The organism is Dietzia sp. SYD-A1 (assembly GCF_015356725.1).
GTDB lineage: Bacteria > Actinomycetota > Actinomycetes > Mycobacteriales > Mycobacteriaceae > Dietzia.
The window spans coordinates 1-18463 of record NZ_JADDKI010000077.1 but is presented as its reverse complement, the minus strand read 5'-3'; the positions used below and the strand labels follow the sequence as shown (position 1 = coordinate 18463).

Below are 18463 nucleotides of genomic sequence, written 5' to 3'. Positions count from 1 at the left end.
GAGCTCCCTTCAGCCGAGCTCCCCGGAAACGGCGACGAGAGGAAACGACAGCGGGCCGGATCCTCCTGTCGGAGGCCCGGCCCGCTGTCGTATGTCGTCGGAGGATCAGTACTCGTGGCGACGAGTACGGTTCTCCTCCTGCAACGTGGTGAGCATCGAGTGCTCCCGGTCGTGCTTGCCGTGCTCGGACTCGTCGAGCATGTGGACCTCGTCGGCCGGGTCCGCCGTCAGCGCACCACGCGGGGGGCGACCGGCGGCACCGAGCTGGTTCATCTTCGTGGGCACCTTGGCACCGGCGTACTCGAGCGGCACCGCGTGTCCGTGCTCGTCGACCCCCGCGAGCGGCTGGTGGACCTCGACGAACTCGCCCTGCGGCATCCGCATGATGATGCCGGTCTCGATTCCGTGCTCCAGAACCTCCCGGTCGGCCCGTTGGAGGCCCAGGCAGAGCCGGTAGGTGAAGAAGTACATGAGCGGCGGCAGAAGGATGAGGCCGATCCGTCCCGCCCATGTGGTGGCGTTCAGTGAGATGTTGAAGTGATAGGCGATGAGGTCGTTGGATCCCATCAACACAAGGATCACGTAGAACGTGATGGCCATGACACCGGCCGCGGTACGAACCGGCACGTCGCGCGGACGCTGGAGCAGGTTGTGATGCGCGGTGTCGCCGGTGAGCTTGGCCTCGATCCACGGGTACAGGAACATGATCACGACCATCGCGCCGAGCATCACGGCGACCCAGAGCACCGCGGGGATGGTGTAGTTGCCCAGGTAGATCTCCCACGCGGGCATCACTCGCGCGCCGCCCTCGGTCCACAACATGTACCAGTCGGGTTGCGAGCCGGCCGATATGTGGGATGGGTTGTATGGCCCCAGGTTCCATATGGCGTTGATCGTGAACATGCCCGAGAAGAGCATGAGCATGCCGACGGTGATGGCGCCGAACGCGACCGACTTGACCGCGAAGACCGGGAGGATGCGGACGCCGACGACGTTGTTCTCCGTGCGGCCGGGCCCGGGGAACTGCGTGTGCTTCTGGTACCAGACCAACGCGAGGTGCGCGGCGATGAGCGCCAGGATGATGGCGGGGATGATCAGCACGTGCAGGATGTAGAAGCGCGGGATCAGGAGATCGCCGGGGAAGTCCCCGCCGAAGATCATCCAGTGCATCCAGGTTCCGATCACGGGCAGACCCACGATGATCGCGGAGGTGATGCGGAGGCCGGTGCCCGACAGGACGTCGTCCGGCAGACCGTAGCCGAGGAAGCCCTCGACGATGCCCAGGAGCAGCAGCACGCAACCGATGACCCAGTTGGCCTCACGCGGGCGACGGAACGCACCGGTGAAGAAGATGCGGATCATGTGGACCACCATCGAGGCGACGAAGAGCAGCGCCGCCCAGTGGTGGATCTGCCGGACGAAGAGCCCGCCACGCACCTCGAACGAGATGTTGAGCGCGGTCTCGTAGGCCCGGGAGATCTCGATGCCGTTGAGCGGGGCATAGGCGCCCTGGTAGATCACCTTCGACATCGACGGGTCGAAGAAGAGGGTGAGGTACACGCCCGAGATCAGCAGGATCACGAAGCTGTACAGGGCGATCTCGCCCAGGAGGAACGACCAGTGCGTGGGGAAGACCTTGTTGATCTGCCGGCGCATGCCCTTGGCCATGGTGTACCGCGAGTCGAGCGCATTGCCGACCGCGGCGATTTTGGTGTTGTTACTCATGAACGACGCTCCCAGAAGGCAGGTCCGACCGGCTCGATGAAGTCACCGTTGGCGACGAGGTAACCCTCGTTGTCAACCGCGATGGGCAACTGCGGCAGTGCGCGCGCGGCGGGGCCGAAGACCGGCTTCGCGTACTGGAGCGCGTCGAACTGCGACTGGTGGCACGGGCAGAGGAAGCGGTGCGTCTGCTGCTCGTACAGTGAGGTGGGGCAGGCGAGGTGCGTGCAGATCTTCGAGTAGGCGTACAGGTCGCCGTAGTTGAAGTTCTCCTGGCCCTTGCGCTTGATCACCCGGGCCGCGTCCGCCGGGCGGAAACGGATCAGCATGACCGAGTTGCGCACGCCGTGGATGGAGTGCATGTGCTCCTCGAAGTCGCCCAGGGCGCTCGCGGGAAGCGGGAACACGGACTCGAATCCACCGGCCGCCAGGTCCTCGACTTGGATGCGCTCGAGGCGCCCCTCTCCCGCGGGGGGATGGCCGTCCGGGTAGACCTTGCCGGTGTCGCGACCGAGGTACACCTTCTCGGCCGGGAGTCCGTCCGGGCGGGTGTCGGACGCGAGGGTCCACCCCGTGGTGTGCAGGGTGCCGTCTCCGGCGATGGTGAGTTCCCCACGGCGCCACGGGTTCTTGACCATGCCACCGAGCGGCAGGATCGCGGACAGACCGATGAGGGCGACGCTCGCTCCGAGGAAGCCGCCCATGACCTTGCGGCGACCCAGGGTCGAGGTTTTCCAGGAGTCGTTGAGTAGGGCGACGAGGGTCCGGCGGTCGATGTCCTCCGACGGGCCGTCGTGACGGGTCTGGACCGAGATCTCCTCGGGGATGAACTTCTTGGTGAACTGCACCGCACCGAAGCCCAGGAAGAGGATCGACAGGCCGATCGTCAGGCCGAGGAGGGGCGTGTACACCATGTAGAGCCAGTAGCCGTCCTCGCCCTGGCCGCGGTACTCCCAGGGCCAGGCGATGTAGATGACGGCGAAGGCGAGCGCGAGGACCGCGGACAGTGCGAACCAGGTGGTGACGACTCGTGCGGCACGCTTCTCGGATCGCGTGGTGACACCGTCCGGCCACCGGTTCTCGCGGAATCGGACGTCGACCTCGTCGAGTTCGGTTCCCAACCGGACGAGCTCGGCGTCGCTCATCCGGTCGAGGTCCGCGGGGGACGGGTTCTTGGGGGTCTCACTCATGAACGGGATCCGATCCAGAGGGTCGCACCGATGAGGGCGACGATGCCGACTAGCCAGATGGCCACACCTTCGGTCACGGGGCCGAGTCCGCCGAGCGCGTAGCCGCCGGGCGAGACCTTGGAGTCCGTGTCCTTGATGAAGGCGATGATGTCCTTCTTCTCGTCAGGCGTGAGCTGACGGTCCGAGAACTTGGGCATGTTCTGCGGACCGGTGAGCATCGCCTGGTAGATCTCCTGCTCGTTGGCAGGGTCGAGGATGGGGGCGTACTTGCCCGCCGACAGCGCTCCGCCGCGACCGGTGAAGTTGTGGCAGGAGGCGCAGTTGAGGCGGAAGAGCTCGGAACCGCGCGCGATCTCCTCGGCGCGGGCCTCGCCCGAGGCACCGCGCAGCGACCCCTGGGCGATCGACCCGTCGGGATCGAAGACGATCTCGGGACCGCCGCCGAAGAGGTGGACGTACGCCGCGAGCGCGATGATCTGGTGCTCGCTGTAGCGCGGCTTCTTGCGCTCGGCCTGGGCCCCGTTGTAGGCCAGCGGCATACGACCGGAATGGACCTGGAAGTAGGTCGCGCCCGAGCCCGTCCCGACGAGCGACGGACCGCGGTCCTCGACACCCTGCAGGTTCTGGCCGTGGCAGGTGATGCACGCGACGTCGTAGATCGACTTGCCCTCGGCGATGAGCGCGGCCTGGTCCTGCTGGGCGGTCGCGACCTGGGGCTCGGGAACGACGGCCGTGGCGATGGCCCCGGCGCCGAGGAGACCGGCGGCGATGACGAGCGCGCCGGTCGCCTTGCGGCGACGCTTCGACGAGGCCGGACGAGCCGGATTCACCGCGGGCTCCGGCGACGGCGTGTCCGCAGCGGGTGGGTGAGGTGAGTTCATTATGAGTTCCCTTTGGAGTTGGGACCTGCTGGACGCAGCGTCCTGCGGCCAGCTGACTACTGAATGAAGTAGATGGTGACGAAGAGGCCGATCCAGACCACGTCGACGAAGTGCCAGTAGTACGACACGACGATGGCCGCCGTGGCCTGGGCGGGAGTGAACCGGGACATGGTCGTCCGCATGACGAGGACGACGAACGCCAGGACGCCGGCCGCCACGTGGAGGCCGTGGAAACCGGTGGTGATGAAGAAGACGGACCCGTAGACGCTGGACGAGATCGTGGTGCCCTCGAGGTACAGCATGACGTACTCGTAGGCCTGACCGATGAGGAAGACCGTGCCCATGAGGGCCGAGATGATGTACCAGCGACGGAGACCGAAGACGTCACCCTGCTCGGCGGCGAAGACGCCCATCTGACAGGTAACCGAGGACGCCACGAGGATCGCCGTGATAGTCAGGGCGAACGGGACGTTGAGGTGCGTCGGGTAGGAGGGCCAGTCACCTCCCGAGTTCGCCTTGGAGACGAAGTACATCGCGAACAGCCCCGCGAAGAACATCAACTCCTGGGACAACCAGATGATGGTGCCCACACTGACCATGTTCGGCCGGTTCAGCGAATGAACGCGCTGAGCCATTGCCGATCCTGAGTTATCCACTGCGCTCGTCACGAGGCCAAGTATGACCCCTGAGGTGGGCGGAGGCTGCAGGGACCCCCGATTTCGGCGTGTCCCCACAGCGTTTTCGCAGGTCGTTCCTAGAACTCCCCGGTAACCCGTCAGGGGACGCACCCCGTGCAGGGGTATCAGGGCCTTCTCAGGCTCTTCTGCGGCTGGGGGAACGGGTCCCGTGACGGGAGTCCGCGGGCACCGACGACGCGGCTGGTGGCACGATTGTCACTGTGCGGTCGGACGGTGACGGACCGCCGGGATCCAGGGAGAGAGGTCGGGACACGTGGGGAGTTCTGCAGCGTTCGACGAGGGCCGGTCCTGGCCCGGGGTACTCGGCACGCTCACGGCGGGTGAGGACCTGGAACCGGCGGACGCCCGCTGGGCGATGTCCCGGATCATGGAGGGCCTCGCGACGGATGCGCAGATCGCGGCGTTCGGGGTCGCGCTCGACATGAAGGGTGTCACGGGTCCGGAACTGGACGCCCTGTCCTCCACGATGCTCGACTACTCGCGTCGCGTGCCGACCTCCCGGCCCTGCGTCGACATCGTCGGGACCGGCGGGGACCGGCAGGGAACGGTGAACATCTCCACCATGTCCGCCCTCGTCGTGAGCGCCTGCGGAGTGCCCGTGGTCAAGCACGGTAATCGTGCGGCGTCATCGAAGAGCGGAGGGGCCGACGTCCTCGAGGCTCTCGGGGTGGCGATCGACCTGGGCCCGGAGGAGGTCGCCCGGTGTGTCGACGAGGTGGGTGTGGCCTTCTGCTTCGCCCCCGTGTTCCATCCCGCCCTCCGCTTCGCCGCCGCGCCACGGCGGGAGATCGGCATCCCGACCGTCTTCAACATCCTGGGTCCCCTGACCAACCCCGCGGCCCCCGCGGCCAACCTCATCGGGTGCGCCTTCGACCGTCTCATGACCGTGATGGCGGAGGTGTTCGCGCTCCGCGGTAGATCGGCGTTGGTGGTGCGTGGCTCCGATGGCCTCGACGAGATCACGATGACCGGAACAACCCGCGTGCTGCGGGTGGCAGACGGCCACGTGGACGAGGACGAGATCGCGCCCGGGGACTTCGGGATGGCCACGTGCGCGATCGAGGAACTGCGCGGGGGCGACGGGAGACACAACGCGGCGGTGGCCCGGGAGCTCCTGTCGGGAGTGAGAGGTCCCGTCAGGGACGCGGTGCTGCTCAACTCCGCGGCGGCGTTGGTGGCGTTCGACGGTCTCGAGCGGGGTGCGGACCTCGTGCCGGCGATGAGGTCGGCAGTGGAGCGCGCCGCGAAGGCGGTCGACGACGGCGAGGCCGCCCGACTCCTGGACAGGTGGGCGGCCTTCAGTGCCGCCCGGTCCTGACACCCGCTCGACCGCTCGTCGACGCCGCCTGCTCGGCTCGATCCGCCCACTCCGCGAGTGTGTGGGCACCGCCGACGGGCAGGGTCCAGCACCCCGTGACCGACACGATGCGGGTGGGTCCGGAATCGATCCACCTGTGCACGTTGCGGATGTCCGAGGCGCTGGCTCCGGCGAACGGCCCGGGGCCGGGTTGCACGGTCGTGGCGCCCGCCCTGAGCGAGTCGATCACGGGCAGTGGTGCTGCTCCGGCGGGCACCGTTCCCGAACCGGCGAGGCGCCCGTGACGCACGACCGCCACCGCCCAGGTGCGCCCGGGACCGGGTTGGGCCAGGACCAGTTCGCGTAGACCCGCGGTGGAGGAGAGCTCCTGGTGCCGGGTGAGGGTCCGGATCAGTGCCGCCGCGCGATCTCGCAGCCGGGCCGCGCGCTCGAAGGCTCCACCCGCGGCGAGCGAGTCGACCCGGTCGATCATCGCCCTGACGGCCGTGGAGTCCCGGCCGGTGACCAGCGCCTCCCATTCCTCGGCGCCGGGTGGCGAATCGGTGGCCTCCGCCAGATCCAGCCACGCGGCCCTGGCGTCCTCGGTTCTCCGAAAGGGTCCGAGGGCGAACGGGTGTTCCGGGGTCCGGGTGACGTGCCCCCGGATCGCACGTCCCGAGGGAGGGGAGAGCCACCACCCTCGGCGCGGAGACCTGGACCGCCGGTTGTAGGGCGGCTGGAGAGAATCGATGAGCCGCTCCTCGACGGTCCACGCCTCCAGGAGGTGTGCGCACGGCACCGACTCGACGCTCTCGGCGAGGCCGACCATCGTCCGCATCCTGCCGCGTGGATCAGCTCCGGAGTAGTAGGAGCGGGCTCGGCGCCGGACCGATATGGACGACCCCACGTACAGCGCGCCGCCCGACGCGTCCCGGAACAGGTAGACCCCGGGGCCGGTGGTGAGCGTCTCGGTCAGATTGGCCCGGCGCCGGACCGCGGGGGCGAGGCGTCCGTCGTAGGAACGGAGCTCGGTGAGCGTCGACACCCCGCAGTCACCGACCCTGGAGATCAGTGCGTGAAGGACGTCGACGGTGGCGCGGGCGTCCTGGAGCGCCCGGTGGTTCGGCTCGACTGTGGATCCCAGATGGGAGGCGAGTTCGCCGAGGCGGTGCCCACGGGTTTCGCCCCGATGGAGGATGCGCCGGGCCAGCGTGAGCGTGCACACCGACGGGGGATCGGGCCACGGGTGGCCGGTCGACTCGGCGGCCGCGCGGAGGAATCCGAGGTCGAACCGGGCATTGTGGGCGACCAGTACGGCGCCGCGGGAGAACTCCAGGAACGTCGCCATCACCTCACCGAGTGCAGGGGCCCCGACGAGATCGACGGGCGCGATCCCGGTGAGCCTGCTGATGTGGGCCGGCAGCGAGCCGGTGATGGAGACGAAGGTGGACAGCTCGGCCCGGACCTCCCCACCCCGTACCCGGACCGCGCCGATCTCGGTGATCTCATCCGTTCCCGGCCGGGTACCGGTGGTCTCCAGGTCGACGACGACGAACGTCACCTCGGAGAGCATCGGCTCGAGCTCGTCGAAGGCGGCCTGGACCCCCGTGGTCCCCGGGGTGCGGACCAGTTCTCGAGTCGGGGGGCAGGGCATGGCGCACACGGTAACGATCCGGTCCGACACGGACGTCCGACGCACCCCTCCGTCCGCCGTCCGTCGTCACAGGGGATGGGTGTCGTAGGGGTGGGGTGTCGTACCCGGCCGTTACGGTCTGCCCCGAGCCGCAAATCGCGGCCTGGTAACGAATGGGCAACACGCCCAGGACGGAGTGTGATGTAGATCATGTTCTCGATGGACTGCTCGCGGTGTCCGGCCCGGCCGAGCGGGTGCGAGGACTGTGTCGTCTCCGTGATTCTGTCCGAGGAAGTGCAGGCAGATGCACTATCCGAGGAGTCGTGTGGGTATGTTCTCGAGCCCGAGGTGCGTTCGGCGATCGAGGTGCTCATGGCGCTCGGGCTGGTCTCGACCCTGGAGATCGTGGGCGCTGAAACGGCCGCCTAGCGGATGGGCTGGACTTCGGCGAGATGGTTTCGTAACCTTTTCGAGACCTCGGAAGTCATCACCCGCCCACCGGTGGGGGCCGGGGTCGCCACCAAAGCGCCACCGCGGCGCACCGGGGAACCACGTTCCACTGGGGTGAATCGCCCGACGGCCGAGAGGCCGGGGCGTAGGACAGACTTCCGTGTCCGAACCCGTCAGCTAACCCGGTCGGTGTCCAGGAAGAAAGAGGAAATCACTCTCGTGGGAGCCCACAGCATCAAGGCCAGCTCGACCGGGCGCCGTGTCGCCACCGCAGGACTGCTCGCTGCAGGCGCCGCCGTCGCAGGCGCCGGGACCGCGGCCGCCGCACCGGTGACCGTCGACGTACCCGTCGAACTGCGTCTGCCCGGTGTGCCCGCACAGGTCACCGTCGATCTCCCAGAGGGCATCGCCCTGCCGGCCGGCCTCGTCCCGGTCGCGGCAGCCCAGGCCGCCCCCGTCGAGTTCGCCACCCCGGCGCCGGAGATCTCCACCGGCCAGCGCATCCTCGACGCCGCGAGCACCCGCGTCGGCTCGCCTTACGCCTGGGGCGCCACCGGCCCCAATTCGTTCGACTGCTCCGGCCTGACCTCGTGGGCGTACAAGGAGGCGGGGATCTCCATCCCGCGTACCAGCCAGGCCCAGATCGGCGGCGGCACCCAGGTCGCCAAGGCCGACCTGCAGCCCGGGGACATCGTCGCGTTCTACAGCGGCGCCAGCCACGTGGGAATCTACGCCGGCAACGGCCAGGTCGTGCACGCCCCGTACTCCGGCACCTCGGTGAGCTACGCGCCGCTGGATTCCATGCCGTTCTATGGTGCGACCCGCTACTACTGAGTCGCCCCGCACACGCGCTCCAGCGGACCCCGCCGATCCCCGGTCACGTAACCGGTGTCGGCGGGGTTCGTCGTCTGTACTATCTCGACAACGACCATCCCGACCACGGTGCATTCCACCGCCCCCGTCGTGCTCCGTCCGTCTCCGAACCATGATCCGAGAATGCCGCATCTGCCCATGACCCAGAGAGCCCGGTCGATCGCCCTCACCGTTGCCGCCTTCGCCCTCCTGGGCTCCGGCGGAGTGATGGTGCCGGCCCAGACGGTGTCGGCCCAGACCGTGGATCCCGGGACGGCGGGCCCGGCCGGGGCCGAGAGCACCGGTACGACGGGCCCGCCCCAGGACACCGCGCCGGAACGATCCGCCTCGTCAGGCCAGGCCACCGGTGAGGACCTGGTCGAGCTGGCGAGGCTGTCCGCGGAGGCCGGCGCACTCGGGGAGGAACTGCACCTGGCGCGGGCGGATCTGGAGAGGGCCGACGCCGAACGGCAGCGACGCGAGCGCGAGGCCGGAGTTGCCGCCGGACTCGCCGCCGTCGCCGATCTGGGGGCGTCGCGCGACCAGTCGCTCGTCGATCGACTCGCGACTCTCCGCTACCGCGGGGGCGATACCGGTGCCACCCGGGCCGCCGTCCTCGCCGAGAGCCCCCGAGACCTGGTCGACCGGATCGGTACCCTGCAGCGGCTCTCCGGCGCCACCACCAGTGCGCTCGGCGCCTCGCGCGCCGCCTCAGCGGAGGCCGCCCGTCTCCGGGTGGAGGCGGATCTCGCGTCGGAAGCCGCGCGCGCCTCGGCGCGTGACGCCCAGCGACGAGCGGATGACCTCGATCAGCGGTCGGACGAGATGAGAGTGCGGATCGACGAGGTGAGACGTCGCGTGGACGCTCTCTCCGACGCGCAGCGTGCACTCTGGGCCGGCGGCCCCCTGGTGCCCCCGGGGTACGTCGCCCCGGCGATCGACGGGGTCAACACGGCCGCCCTGAACGTGGCCCTCACCCGGATCGGTTCCCCGTACTCCTGGGGGGCGACCGGACCGTCCGAGTTCGACTGCTCCGGCCTCATGGTGTGGGCGTACGCGCAGGAGGGCAAGACGCTTCCCCGGTCGAGTCAGGCGCAGGCGGTGGCGGGGGCGCCCGTCGCGATGCCGGACATCCAACCCGGAGACCTCGTCATCTACTACGCGGGTGCGACCCACGTCGGCATGTACGCCGGCGACGGACTCGTCCTCCACGCGCCGACCTACGGGGTGCCGGTCAAGCTCGAGAAGGTCGACGCGATGCCGATCAGCGGGGTCCGTCGCTACTGACGCGTGGGCGCCGGGCAGGCGATCCCCGGGCGGTGTGGCAGTCTCGGACGTGATGACGAAGACCCTGCTGATCACCAACGACTATCCGCCGCGGCCCGGTGGTATCCAGTCGTACCTGGAGACCTATCTGGCGCACCTGGACCCGGAGGACGTGGCGGTCCTCGCCTCGACGTTCCGGGGCCGGGACTCGATCGAGTACGACGACTCCCGCCCCTATCTGGTCGAGCGGGTCCCGACGGAGATGCTGCTGCCCACACCGGATCTCGCGAAGCGTGCCCGGCGACTGGCCTCGGACTTCGGGGCGAGCACGGTGTGGTTCGGTGCGGCAGCACCGCTGGCCGCCATGGCACCCGTCCTGCGGGAGGGGCCCGTCACCCGCATCGTCGCCAGCACCCACGGTCACGAGGTGGGGTGGTCGATGCTGCCGGGTTCGCGCCAGGTGCTCAGGATGATCGGTGAGTCCACGGACGCCGTCACCTACGTGAGTGAGTACACGAGGCGACGCCTCGCGGCGGCGTTCGGCCCGCACGCGAGGCTCATGCACCAGCCCGGGGGGGTCGACACGGACAGGTTCCGGCCCGATCCCGTGCGGCGGCGGGCGATCCGCGAGCGCTACGGGGTGGCGGACCGTGAGGTGATCGTGTGTCTCTCCCGCCTCGTCCCGCGAAAGGGACAGGACGCGCTCATCCGCTCTCTGCCCGAGATCGCCCGCCGCGTCCCGGAAGCGGTCCTCGTCGTCGTCGGGGGTGGCCCGTACCGGCGGACGCTGGAGGGTCTGGCGCGCAGGCACGGGGTGACGGACCGGGTGATCTTCACCGGCCGGATCCGGGCGGACGAGATCGTCGATCACCACCGGATGGCGGACGTGTTCGCCATGCCCTGCCGCACGCGGGGTGGGGGACTCGACGTGGAGGGGCTGGGGATCGTGTATCTGGAGGCCTCGGCCTGCGGCGTCCCAGTCGTGGCCGGCCGGAGTGGTGGCGCCCCGGAGACGGTCCTGGACGGGACCACCGGGCTCGTGGTGGACGGGACCTCGACGGGCGAGATCGTCGACGCCGTGGCCGGTCTGCTCTCGGACCGGCCACGCGCGTCGTCGATGGGTGTCCGCGGACGCACCTGGGTTCTCGACTCCTGGCGCTGGGAAGACCTCGCCCGCAACATGCGGCGAGTGCTCTCCGGGGACTAGCTTCCCGATCGAGTCCCGATCCGGGCGTGGATCGAGTCTCGGACGTCAGGTGTAGAGATCCTCGATCTGTGCTGCGAACTTCTGGTGCACCACGTTCCGCTTGACCTTGAGCGACGCGGTGAGTTCACCGGTCTCCTCGGTGAACTGATCGGGGAGGACGTGGTATTTCTTGATGGCCTCCGAATGGGAGACGGTGCTGTTGGCCCGGGACAGCGCCTGGTCGAGATGCTCGATCATGTCCGCGTCCCGCAGCAGCTCGTACAGGGACCCGGTCTTGTGGTGGTGGGCCTTCCACCGGTCCAGTGCCTCGGGGTCGAGGGTGATCAGCACCGAGATGAACGGCTTCCCGTCGCCCACACACACGGCCTCGGCGACGAGCGGGTCCGCCCGGAGCGCGTCCTCGAGCTGGTTCGGAGCGACGTTCTTGCCGCCCGCGGTGACGATGATCTCCTTCTTGCGGCCGGTGATGGTCAGGTAGCCGTCCTCGTCCAGCGATCCGAGGTCCCCGGTCCGGAACCAGCCGTCGGAGAAGGCCTCGGCGGTCGCACGCTCATTGCGCCAGTAGCCGGAGGTCACCACCGGGCCGTTCACCTCGACCTCGCCGTCCGGGGCGATCCGGACCGCGCATCCGGGCAGTGGCTGGCCGACGGTCCCGATACGCATCTTGCCGGGGGTGTTGACCGCGATCGCCGCGCAGGTCTCCGTGAGTCCGTACCCCTCGAAGATGTTGACACCGATGCCGTCGAAGAAGTGGGTCAGGCGTTCGCCGAGCGGCGCGCCACCCGAGATGGCGATCTCGCAGCGTCCACCCAGTGCAGCGACGAGCTTGGCGTAGACGAGTCTGGCGAACAGCGCGTGGCGGAGCCTGAGCAGTGGCCCGACCCGCCCACCGCGGTTGGCCTTGGAGTAGGCGACGGCGGTGTCGGTGGCCTTGTCGAACATCCACGCCTTGAAGGCACCGCCGTCCTGGGCGGTGGCCTGGGCCTTGTTGAAGACCTTCTGGAACACGCGCGGGACGGCCAGGATGTAATGGGGCCGCATCTCGGAGAACGTGTCCACGAGATTCGTCAGGTCCGACGAGTGGGCGATCCGGACGCCGGCGTGGAACCCCGCGTAGGTGATGGCGCGGGCCAGCACGTGGGCCAGGGGAAGGAACATGACCGTGGTCGCGTCCTGCCGGAGGTACTGGTTGAACGGGGTCTCGAGGACAGCGAGGGTCTCGGACATGAAGTTCCGGTGGGTGAGCATGCACCCCTTGGGTCGTCCGGTGGTGCCGGAGGTGTAGATCAACGTCGCGGGGGCGTCCGCGCTCACCGCGGCGCGACGTTCGTCGAGCACCGCGTCGGCGACGTCGGTCGCCCCGGCGACGAGCAGGTCCAACGCGGGGCTCTCGCCCTCGATCACCAGGACGTCGGGGGACCCCTCCAGGTCGGCGATCCCCTCGCGGGTGGTCGCGGCGTGGGTCTGCTTCTCGACGATGATGAGCCGGGCGCCCGAGTCCTCCATGATCCAGCGGATCTGTTCCGCGGACGAACTGTCGTAGACGGGTACCGTGACCGCGCCCGCCGCCCAGATCGCGAAATCGATCACGTTCCACTCGTATCGCGTCGAACACAGGAGGGCGACCCTGTCCCCGGCCCCGATCCCGCGGGCGACCAGGCCCCGACCAACCAGGCGGACCGTGTCGGCGAACTCCCGGTTGGTGACGTCGGTCCACCGTCCGTCGACCGGGCGTTGGAAGGCCACGTTGTCCGGAGTCCGCTCCGCCCGGTCGTACGCCGCCTGGGCACAGGACCAGTCTTCGGGGACGGTGAAAGTGGCGGGGGCGGCGACGTATTCGCGCAAAGGGTCCTCCTGGTGGAGACGATCGATGGTCTAATCGCGGTGAGGACACACTATCCCCGGGGGTGGACGGCATCCACGCCACCCGTGCGCCCGGGCGTCAGCCGGAGGGCGCATCCCGGCGGGAGATATGTGAAGCTGGGGATATGAGTGAGGACAACGGCGCCCCCGAGGTGTGGCCGACCAGCGACTCCACGGTCATCGAGGCGACGGTCGAGGACGTGATGGCCGTCATCTCGGACTTCGACTCGTATCCGGAATGGTCCACGTCGATCCGGGTCGCCGAGGTCCTCTCGGTCGGCGCGGACGGTCGGCCAGACCGCGTCCGGTTCGCGCTGGAGGCCGGTGCGATCGTCGATGACTACGTCCTCGTCTACTCCTGGTCGGCGGACGACAGGGCCGTCGAGTGGCGCCTCGAGAGTTCGACGCTCCAGCGGGCACAGAAGGGCTCCTATCGGCTCGAGCCGGTCGAGGGCGGCACCCGGGTCGACTACGAGTTGGAGATCGAGCTCGTGGTGCCGGTGATCGGTCGGCTCCGCGACCGGGCCGAGCGGCGGATCCTCTCCGAGGCACTCCGTGAACTCAAGCGCCGGGCCGAGTCGAGGTGACCGGGTCGAGGGTCGTGATCGTTCTGGGGGGCGACCCGGCGGACAGGTCCGCGGCGATGGCGGATTTCCTGTTGGACGCCGGCGGAACCGCTCTCATCCTGACCGGGGATCCCGGTTCGGTCGATCCCCGACTGGACACGACCGACGAGGGGCCCGTGGAGGTCCGCGCAGACGACGCCACCGCGAGACTCGAGGCGTACACATCGGGGGCCGTGGACCCGGAGGACGAGGTGCTCGCGGCCCTCGCCACCGGTAGCGACGCCCCCCTCGCGGCAGTACTGGGATGGGAGTACGCCCGGCGTGCGGCTGCCGCGGGGGTGTGGGATGTGGTGATGGTCGACCTCGACGGTGATCTCGCGGCCGTCCGCAGGCTTTCCGCAGCGGGGGAGCTCGCCGGGTTCGTGGAGTCCCGGTGGCCCGCGCATGTCCGGTTCGCGTCCATGGCGGCCGGGGACCGTGCCGACGCCCGGACCCGCGAGGCGCACCGGTTGTCCCTCCTGGCCGGGGAGGTCTCGACGTTCCTCGCCGGGCCGGTCGAGGTGATCGTCGCCGGCGGTGCTCCGGACCGCACGGCGGCTCTGGCGACACTCGCCCGCGGTGCGGTCACCCCCGTCGTGTCCGCGGACGGCAACGGTGGCTACCGGGCGGAGTTGCCGGTGCCCGCCCCGCCGACGACTCCGCCCTCGGTCGAGAGCGGCGGTCTCCGGCTGGAGTTCAACGGCCTCCGGACAGTGCTGCGCCTTCCCGCGTTGCTGTCCCGGTGCACCCTCGTCGCGTCGCACCACGATCCGGTGGCGGGTGCCGTGGTCGCCGGATTCGTCCCGGATCCGGAGCTCTGGCCACCGAATCTCGTCCCGTCCGGATTCGCGGGCCGATCCGGGTAGTATCCGCTTTCGTCGACCTCCCCAACCATGAGAAAGACCGGTGACCCCAGGTGCTGTACTGGTTGTTCAAGTACGTGATCATCGGGCCTTTCCTGCGGATGACCAGTCGGACGGTCCTCACCGGCGAGGAGAACTTCCCGGCGAACGGGGCAGCGGTCCTGGTGGGGAATCACGAGTCCGTGGGCGACTGGTTGTTCACCCCGCTGCTCCTTCCCCGGCGGGTCACCTTCCTGGCGAAGAGCGACTACTTCACGGGCAGCGGGATACGCGGAGCCCTCAGCCGGTGGTTCTTCGCCGGGACCGGCCAGTACCCGATCGACCGGACCAACGCGGACGCCGCGCAGGCGGCCCTCGACGCGGGCATGGAGGTCCTGTCCTCGGGGCAGATCCTGTGCGTCTACCCGGAGGGCACCCGCACCCCGGACGGGCGGTTGTACCGGGGCAAGACGGGGCCGGCCCGGCTCGCGCTGCGCGCCGGGGTCCCGATCATCCCGGTGGGGGTGGTCGGTACGGGTGACTACATCCGCAAGGTCACCCGACCGCATCGCCGGACTCCGGTCCGCGTGATGATCGGGGAACCCCTCGACCTGACGCCGTGGGCCGGTCGGGAGGGGGACCGCGTGGCCGAGCGCGAGATCACCGACGAGTTCATGCGGCGTATCCAGGCGCTGACGGGTCAGGAGTATGTTCCGGACGTCTACGGTGCGGAGATGAAGAAGCGCTACGAGGCGGTCCGGAAGTCGGGACGAAACCTTCTCGACACTCCCGTCGAGGGGCAGCGCTGACGCCGGTGCGCTACTTCTACGACTGTGAGTTCATCGAGGACGGCACCACCATCGACCTGGTCTCGGTGGGGGTGGTAGCCGAGGACGGACGTGAGTTCTACGCGGTCTCCACGGAGTTCGACCCGGCGAAGGCCGGGCCATGGGTCAGACGCAACGTCCTGCCGAAACTCCCCAATCCCTCGTCGGCGGCGTGGAGGTCGCGCGCGGCGATCCGCGACGAGTTGTACGACTTCGTCACCGCGCCGGCCTCCGGCCCGGTGGAGCTGTGGGCATGGATCGGCGCGTACGACCACGTCGCCGTGTGCCAGCTCTGGGGTGACATGACCGAGCTCCCGGCGGCGATGCCGAGACTCACCCGGGATGTGCGCCAGCTGTGGGAGCTGGCCGGGCAACCGGAACTGCCCGTACACCCGGGCGGAGCCCATGACGCTCTCGGTGATGCGCGTCATGCGGCGATGAGGTTCCGGGCGATCGCCGCGACAGCACCCCACCTGGGCCTCTGAGGTCTGCGACGCTGCCGGTGGCGTATCCTCGCCGGGTGAGCAACTGGACAGTCGACGTCGACATCGCGCAGCTTCCCGACCTCCCCCCGCTCTCGGCGGACCTCGATCGACTGCTGGCGGACGCACTGTCGCGACCCGCGCTGCAGCAGCCGTCGTGGGATCCCGATCACGCTGCGGCGATGCGCAAGGTCCTCGAGAGTGTGCCCCCCATCTGTGTGGCCTCGGAGGTCGAGCACCTCTCGGACCGGTTGGCCGACGTCGCGCACGGCCGCGCCTTCCTCCTCCAGGGCGGGGACTGCGCGGAGACCTTCGAGGCCAACACCGAGCCGCACATCAAGGGCGTGATCCGCACGCTCCTCCAGATGTCCGTGGTCCTGACCTACGGCGCCTCCATGCCGGTGGTCAAGGTCGGGAGGATCGCCGGCCAGTACGCCAAGCCGCGCTCCGCCGATCGGGACGCCACCGGCCTGCTGTCCTACCGCGGGGACATGGTCAACGGGTTCGACGCCGACGAGACCACTCGTGAGCACGACCCGTCCCGACTGGTCCGGGCCTACGCCAACGCCGCCGCGGCCATGAACCTGGTCCGGTCGCTGACGGCGTCGGGGACGGCGGACCTGCACCGCGTTCATGAATGGAACATGGAGTTCGTCGCCGGCTCCCCTGCGGGCGCGCGATACGAGGCCCTCGCCGCGGAGGTCGATCGCGGCCTGCGGTTCATGGACGCCTGTGGGGTCGCCGACCACAACCTGCGGTCGGCGGACATCTTCTCCTCCCACGAGGCGCTGGTCCTGGACTATGAGCGCGCGATGCTACGCCTGGCCGACGACGGCACGGGACTCACGGGCGACGCGCAGCAGGGGCTGTACGACCTCTCGGCACACTTCCTGTGGATCGGGGAGCGCACCCGCGGGATCGACGACGCCCACGTGGCCTTCGCCTCGCTCATCGAGAACCCGATCGGACTGAAGATCGGCCCCTCCACGACCCCGGAACTCGCGGTGGAGTACGTCGAGAAACTCGATCCGCGCAACCGACCCGGGCGTCTGACCCTGGTCTCCCGTATGGGCAACGACAAGGTCAGGGACGCCCTCCCACCGATCGTTCAGGCCGTCGAGGCGTCGGGCCACAAGGTCATCTGGCAGTGCGACCCGATGCACGGCAACACCCATTCCACGTCGAACGGCTACAAGACCCGGCATTTCGACCGGATCATCGACGAGGTCCAGGGCTTCTTCGAGGTCCACCACGCGCTCGGTTCGCACCCGGGCGGGATCCACATCGAGCTCACGGGCGAGGACGTGACCGAGTGTCTGGGAGGCGCCCAGGACATCTCGGATCTCGACCTCGCCGGACGGTACGAGACCGCCTGCGACCCGAGACTCAACACGCAGCAGTCTCTCGAACTGGCCTACCTGGTCGCGGAGATGCTCCGCCACTGAGCCGCGTCCGGACCGGGTCCCTGACGGGGCCCGGGGGGCCTCGGGTCCGGAGGACTCAGCCCAGTGCGTCGATCTCGACCTCGCTGCCCCGGGCCACGACCCGCCCGGGCAGCGGGTTCTGGCCGTAGACGATCCCGCCCGGCGACCCCGAGTCGAGGACGGGCTCGAGCCCGGCGTCGCGGAGGGTCTGCCGGGCGTCGGAGGCCCGGGCCCCCAGGACGACGGGGACGGTCACCGCGTCGGACGGGACGATCCGCAGCACGGCGTTGGCGGGATCCAGCCTCCGGCCGGCGGGGGGGTCGGTGCTGACCACCCGACCGTCGGCAATGCGGCGGTCGGTGACGGGCGGCTGGCGGACGATCGTGAAACCGGCCCTGGTGAGTACGTCGGTGGCCTCGTCCACCGGTACGTCCCTGATGTCGGGGACGGTGAGGGCGTTGGAGACCAGCAGCGTCACGCCGTCCCCACGGGCCACGTCCGATCCGACATCGGGGTCTGTGCCCACGGCGAGCCCGCCGTCGACCTCGTCGTCGTAGACCCGGCGGACCTCAGACACGGTGAGCCCGGATCCCTCCAGCGCGGCCCGGGCCTGGTCCTCCTCGAGGCCCGCGACATCGGGGACGCTCACCGGAGCCGGTCCCGAACTGGTCACCATCGACACCCTGGTCCCCACGTCGACGGTGGTCCCGGACCGTGGCTCCAGAGCCACCACCTGCCCGACCGGGACCGAGTCGGAGTGCTCGGTCCCGCCGCGGACCGGTTCGAGCGAGTTCTCCCGCAGCAGGGCCGAGACGGTGTCGACGTCGCGTCCGGCGCCCACCTCGGGCACGACCGGCCGTCCCACGGAGACCAGGACCGCCACCGGGTCACCGCGGGGGACGCGGGCCCCCGCCTCGGGGTCGGTTCCGACCAGTCCCGCCCGGGGCACGTCGTTGCTGAACGCGTCACGGGTGGTGGCCGCCAACCCGACCGCGTTCACGGCGTCTGTGGCCTGGCCCACCGACATCCCCTGCACCGCCGGGACGGTGACGAATCGGCCGGACCCGAGCCACCATCCGGCCACGGCCAGCACGATGGCGAGTGCGAGCACGACCAGCAGCCAGAGCAGGCCGAGCTTGCGGCGCGGACGGACAGGTGCCCGGTCGGCGAGCGGTTCGACCTCACCCCGGGCATGGTGGGTCCCGGCGGTGCAGGGGATGTCGG

General features: G+C 69.4%; 17 protein-coding genes and 1 riboswitch. Of the genes, 10 read left to right on the top strand and 7 right to left on the bottom strand.

Features of this window, described 5'->3' with window-relative positions; all coding sequences use genetic code 11:
* Positions 1-105 precede the first annotated feature (105 nt).
* The 4 genes from IY392_RS04065 to IY392_RS04050 are packed head-to-tail and all read right to left on the bottom strand — an operon-like array spanning position 106 to position 4461.
* Entirely contained in the window at positions 106-1725 is a 1620-nt protein-coding gene (locus IY392_RS04065) for a cytochrome bc complex cytochrome b subunit (RefSeq protein ID WP_194860579.1), read from the bottom strand.
* The gene (locus tag IY392_RS04060) at positions 1722-2912 is read right to left on the bottom strand and encodes a ubiquinol-cytochrome c reductase iron-sulfur subunit (protein WP_194860578.1); all 1191 of its coding nucleotides are present in this window, start codon (positions 2910-2912) and stop codon (positions 1722-1724) included. The genes IY392_RS04065 and IY392_RS04060 overlap by 4 nt, the downstream gene beginning before the upstream one ends.
* On the bottom strand, positions 2909-3793 hold the full coding sequence (locus tag IY392_RS04055) for a c-type cytochrome (RefSeq protein ID WP_194860577.1): 885 nt from the start codon (positions 3791-3793) through the stop codon (positions 2909-2911). The genes IY392_RS04060 and IY392_RS04055 overlap by 4 nt, the downstream gene beginning before the upstream one ends.
* A gap of 56 nt (positions 3794-3849) precedes the next feature.
* Complete coding sequence (locus IY392_RS04050) at positions 3850-4461, bottom strand: heme-copper oxidase subunit III (protein WP_182610021.1); 612 nt, start codon at positions 4459-4461, stop codon at positions 3850-3852.
* Positions 4462-4744: 283 nt separating this feature from the next.
* On the opposite strand from IY392_RS04050, the gene trpD reads away from it, so the two are divergent.
* Positions 4745-5809 carry an anthranilate phosphoribosyltransferase gene (gene trpD, locus IY392_RS04045; RefSeq protein ID WP_194860576.1) on the top strand — a complete coding sequence of 355 codons (1065 nt, stop codon included), beginning with the start codon at positions 4745-4747 and terminating at the stop codon, positions 5807-5809.
* Here trpD and IY392_RS04040 read toward each other — a convergent pair.
* The gene (locus IY392_RS04040; protein ID WP_194860575.1) at positions 5790-7442 is read right to left on the bottom strand and encodes a DEDD exonuclease domain-containing protein; all 1653 of its coding nucleotides are present in this window, start codon (positions 7440-7442) and stop codon (positions 5790-5792) included. The genes trpD and IY392_RS04040 overlap by 20 nt on opposite strands.
* A 255-nt stretch (positions 7443-7697) precedes the next feature.
* On the opposite strand from IY392_RS04040, the gene IY392_RS04035 reads away from it, so the two are divergent.
* The 4 genes from IY392_RS04035 to IY392_RS04020 all read left to right on the top strand — a co-directional run bounded on the left by IY392_RS04035 (position 7698) and on the right by IY392_RS04020 (position 11196).
* Positions 7698-7850, top strand: coding sequence for a hypothetical protein (locus IY392_RS04035; protein ID WP_228548991.1), 153 nt, complete (start codon positions 7698-7700; stop codon positions 7848-7850).
* A gap of 79 nt (positions 7851-7929) precedes the next feature.
* Positions 7930-8077, top strand: a riboswitch (cyclic di-AMP (ydaO/yuaA leader).
* 13 nt (positions 8078-8090) lie between these two features.
* Positions 8091-8705 carry a C40 family peptidase gene (locus tag IY392_RS04030; protein ID WP_107756197.1) on the top strand — a complete coding sequence of 205 codons (615 nt, stop codon included), beginning with the start codon at positions 8091-8093 and terminating at the stop codon, positions 8703-8705.
* Between the two features lie 177 nt (positions 8706-8882).
* The gene (locus tag IY392_RS04025; RefSeq protein WP_194860573.1) at positions 8883-10010 is read left to right on the top strand and encodes an NlpC/P60 family protein; all 1128 of its coding nucleotides are present in this window, start codon (positions 8883-8885) and stop codon (positions 10008-10010) included.
* Positions 10011-10062: 52 nt separating this feature from the next.
* Entirely contained in the window at positions 10063-11196 is a 1134-nt protein-coding gene (locus IY392_RS04020; protein WP_194860572.1) for a glycosyltransferase family 4 protein, read from the top strand.
* Positions 11197-11241: 45 nt separating this feature from the next.
* On the opposite strand, the gene IY392_RS04015 is transcribed toward IY392_RS04020, so the two are convergent.
* Entirely contained in the window at positions 11242-13041 is a 1800-nt protein-coding gene (locus IY392_RS04015; protein ID WP_107756198.1) for a long-chain fatty acid--CoA ligase, read from the bottom strand.
* 143 nt (positions 13042-13184) lie between these two features.
* Here IY392_RS04015 and IY392_RS04010 point away from each other — a divergent pair, with 143 nt between their 5' ends.
* From IY392_RS04010 to IY392_RS03990, 5 genes are read left to right on the top strand one after another with little or no spacing between them, the layout of a single operon-like run.
* Positions 13185-13646, top strand: a complete 462-nt coding sequence (locus IY392_RS04010; RefSeq protein ID WP_107756199.1) for an SRPBCC family protein — start codon at positions 13185-13187, stop codon at positions 13644-13646.
* 14 nt (positions 13647-13660) lie between these two features.
* Positions 13661-14530 (top strand): hypothetical protein, encoded by an 870-nt coding sequence (locus IY392_RS04005; RefSeq protein ID WP_231750528.1) that lies wholly within the window; start codon positions 13661-13663, stop codon positions 14528-14530.
* A 50-nt stretch (positions 14531-14580) separates the two neighbouring features.
* A complete protein-coding gene (locus tag IY392_RS04000) occupies positions 14581-15315 on the top strand; it encodes a 1-acyl-sn-glycerol-3-phosphate acyltransferase (RefSeq protein ID WP_231750529.1) in 735 nt (244 codons plus the stop codon).
* A 5-nt stretch (positions 15316-15320) separates the two neighbouring features.
* The gene (locus tag IY392_RS03995) at positions 15321-15818 is read left to right on the top strand and encodes a polyadenylate-specific 3'-exoribonuclease AS (protein ID WP_107756201.1); all 498 of its coding nucleotides are present in this window, start codon (positions 15321-15323) and stop codon (positions 15816-15818) included.
* 35 nt (positions 15819-15853) lie between these two features.
* Positions 15854-17260: a class II 3-deoxy-7-phosphoheptulonate synthase gene (locus IY392_RS03990; protein WP_107756202.1), complete on the top strand. Its 1407-nt coding sequence runs from the start codon at positions 15854-15856 to the stop codon at positions 17258-17260.
* A 55-nt stretch (positions 17261-17315) separates the two neighbouring features.
* On the opposite strand, the gene IY392_RS03985 is transcribed toward IY392_RS03990, so the two are convergent.
* The coding region (locus tag IY392_RS03985; protein WP_194860571.1) for a PASTA domain-containing protein at positions 17316-18463 on the bottom strand (1148 nt) is incomplete at its 5' end.

What these genes read in the sequence shown, in the direction of transcription:
- IY392_RS04065 (WP_194860579.1), bottom strand. Translation starts at nt 1,725, where the DNA reads ATGAGTAACAACACCAAAATCGCCGCGGTCGGCAATGCGCTCGACTCG.
- IY392_RS04025 (WP_194860573.1), top strand. Translation starts at nt 8,883, where the DNA reads ATGACCCAGAGAGCCCGGTCGATCGCCCTCACCGTTGCCGCCTTCGCC.
- IY392_RS04060 (WP_194860578.1), bottom strand. Translation starts at nt 2,912, where the DNA reads ATGAGTGAGACCCCCAAGAACCCGTCCCCCGCGGACCTCGACCGGATG.
- IY392_RS04020 (WP_194860572.1), top strand. Translation starts at nt 10,063, where the DNA reads ATGACGAAGACCCTGCTGATCACCAACGACTATCCGCCGCGGCCCGGT.
- IY392_RS04055 (WP_194860577.1), bottom strand. Translation starts at nt 3,793, where the DNA reads ATGAACTCACCTCACCCACCCGCTGCGGACACGCCGTCGCCGGAGCCC.
- IY392_RS04010 (WP_107756199.1), top strand. Translation starts at nt 13,185, where the DNA reads ATGAGTGAGGACAACGGCGCCCCCGAGGTGTGGCCGACCAGCGACTCC.
- IY392_RS04040 (WP_194860575.1), bottom strand. Translation starts at nt 7,442, where the DNA reads ATGCCCTGCCCCCCGACTCGAGAACTGGTCCGCACCCCGGGGACCACG.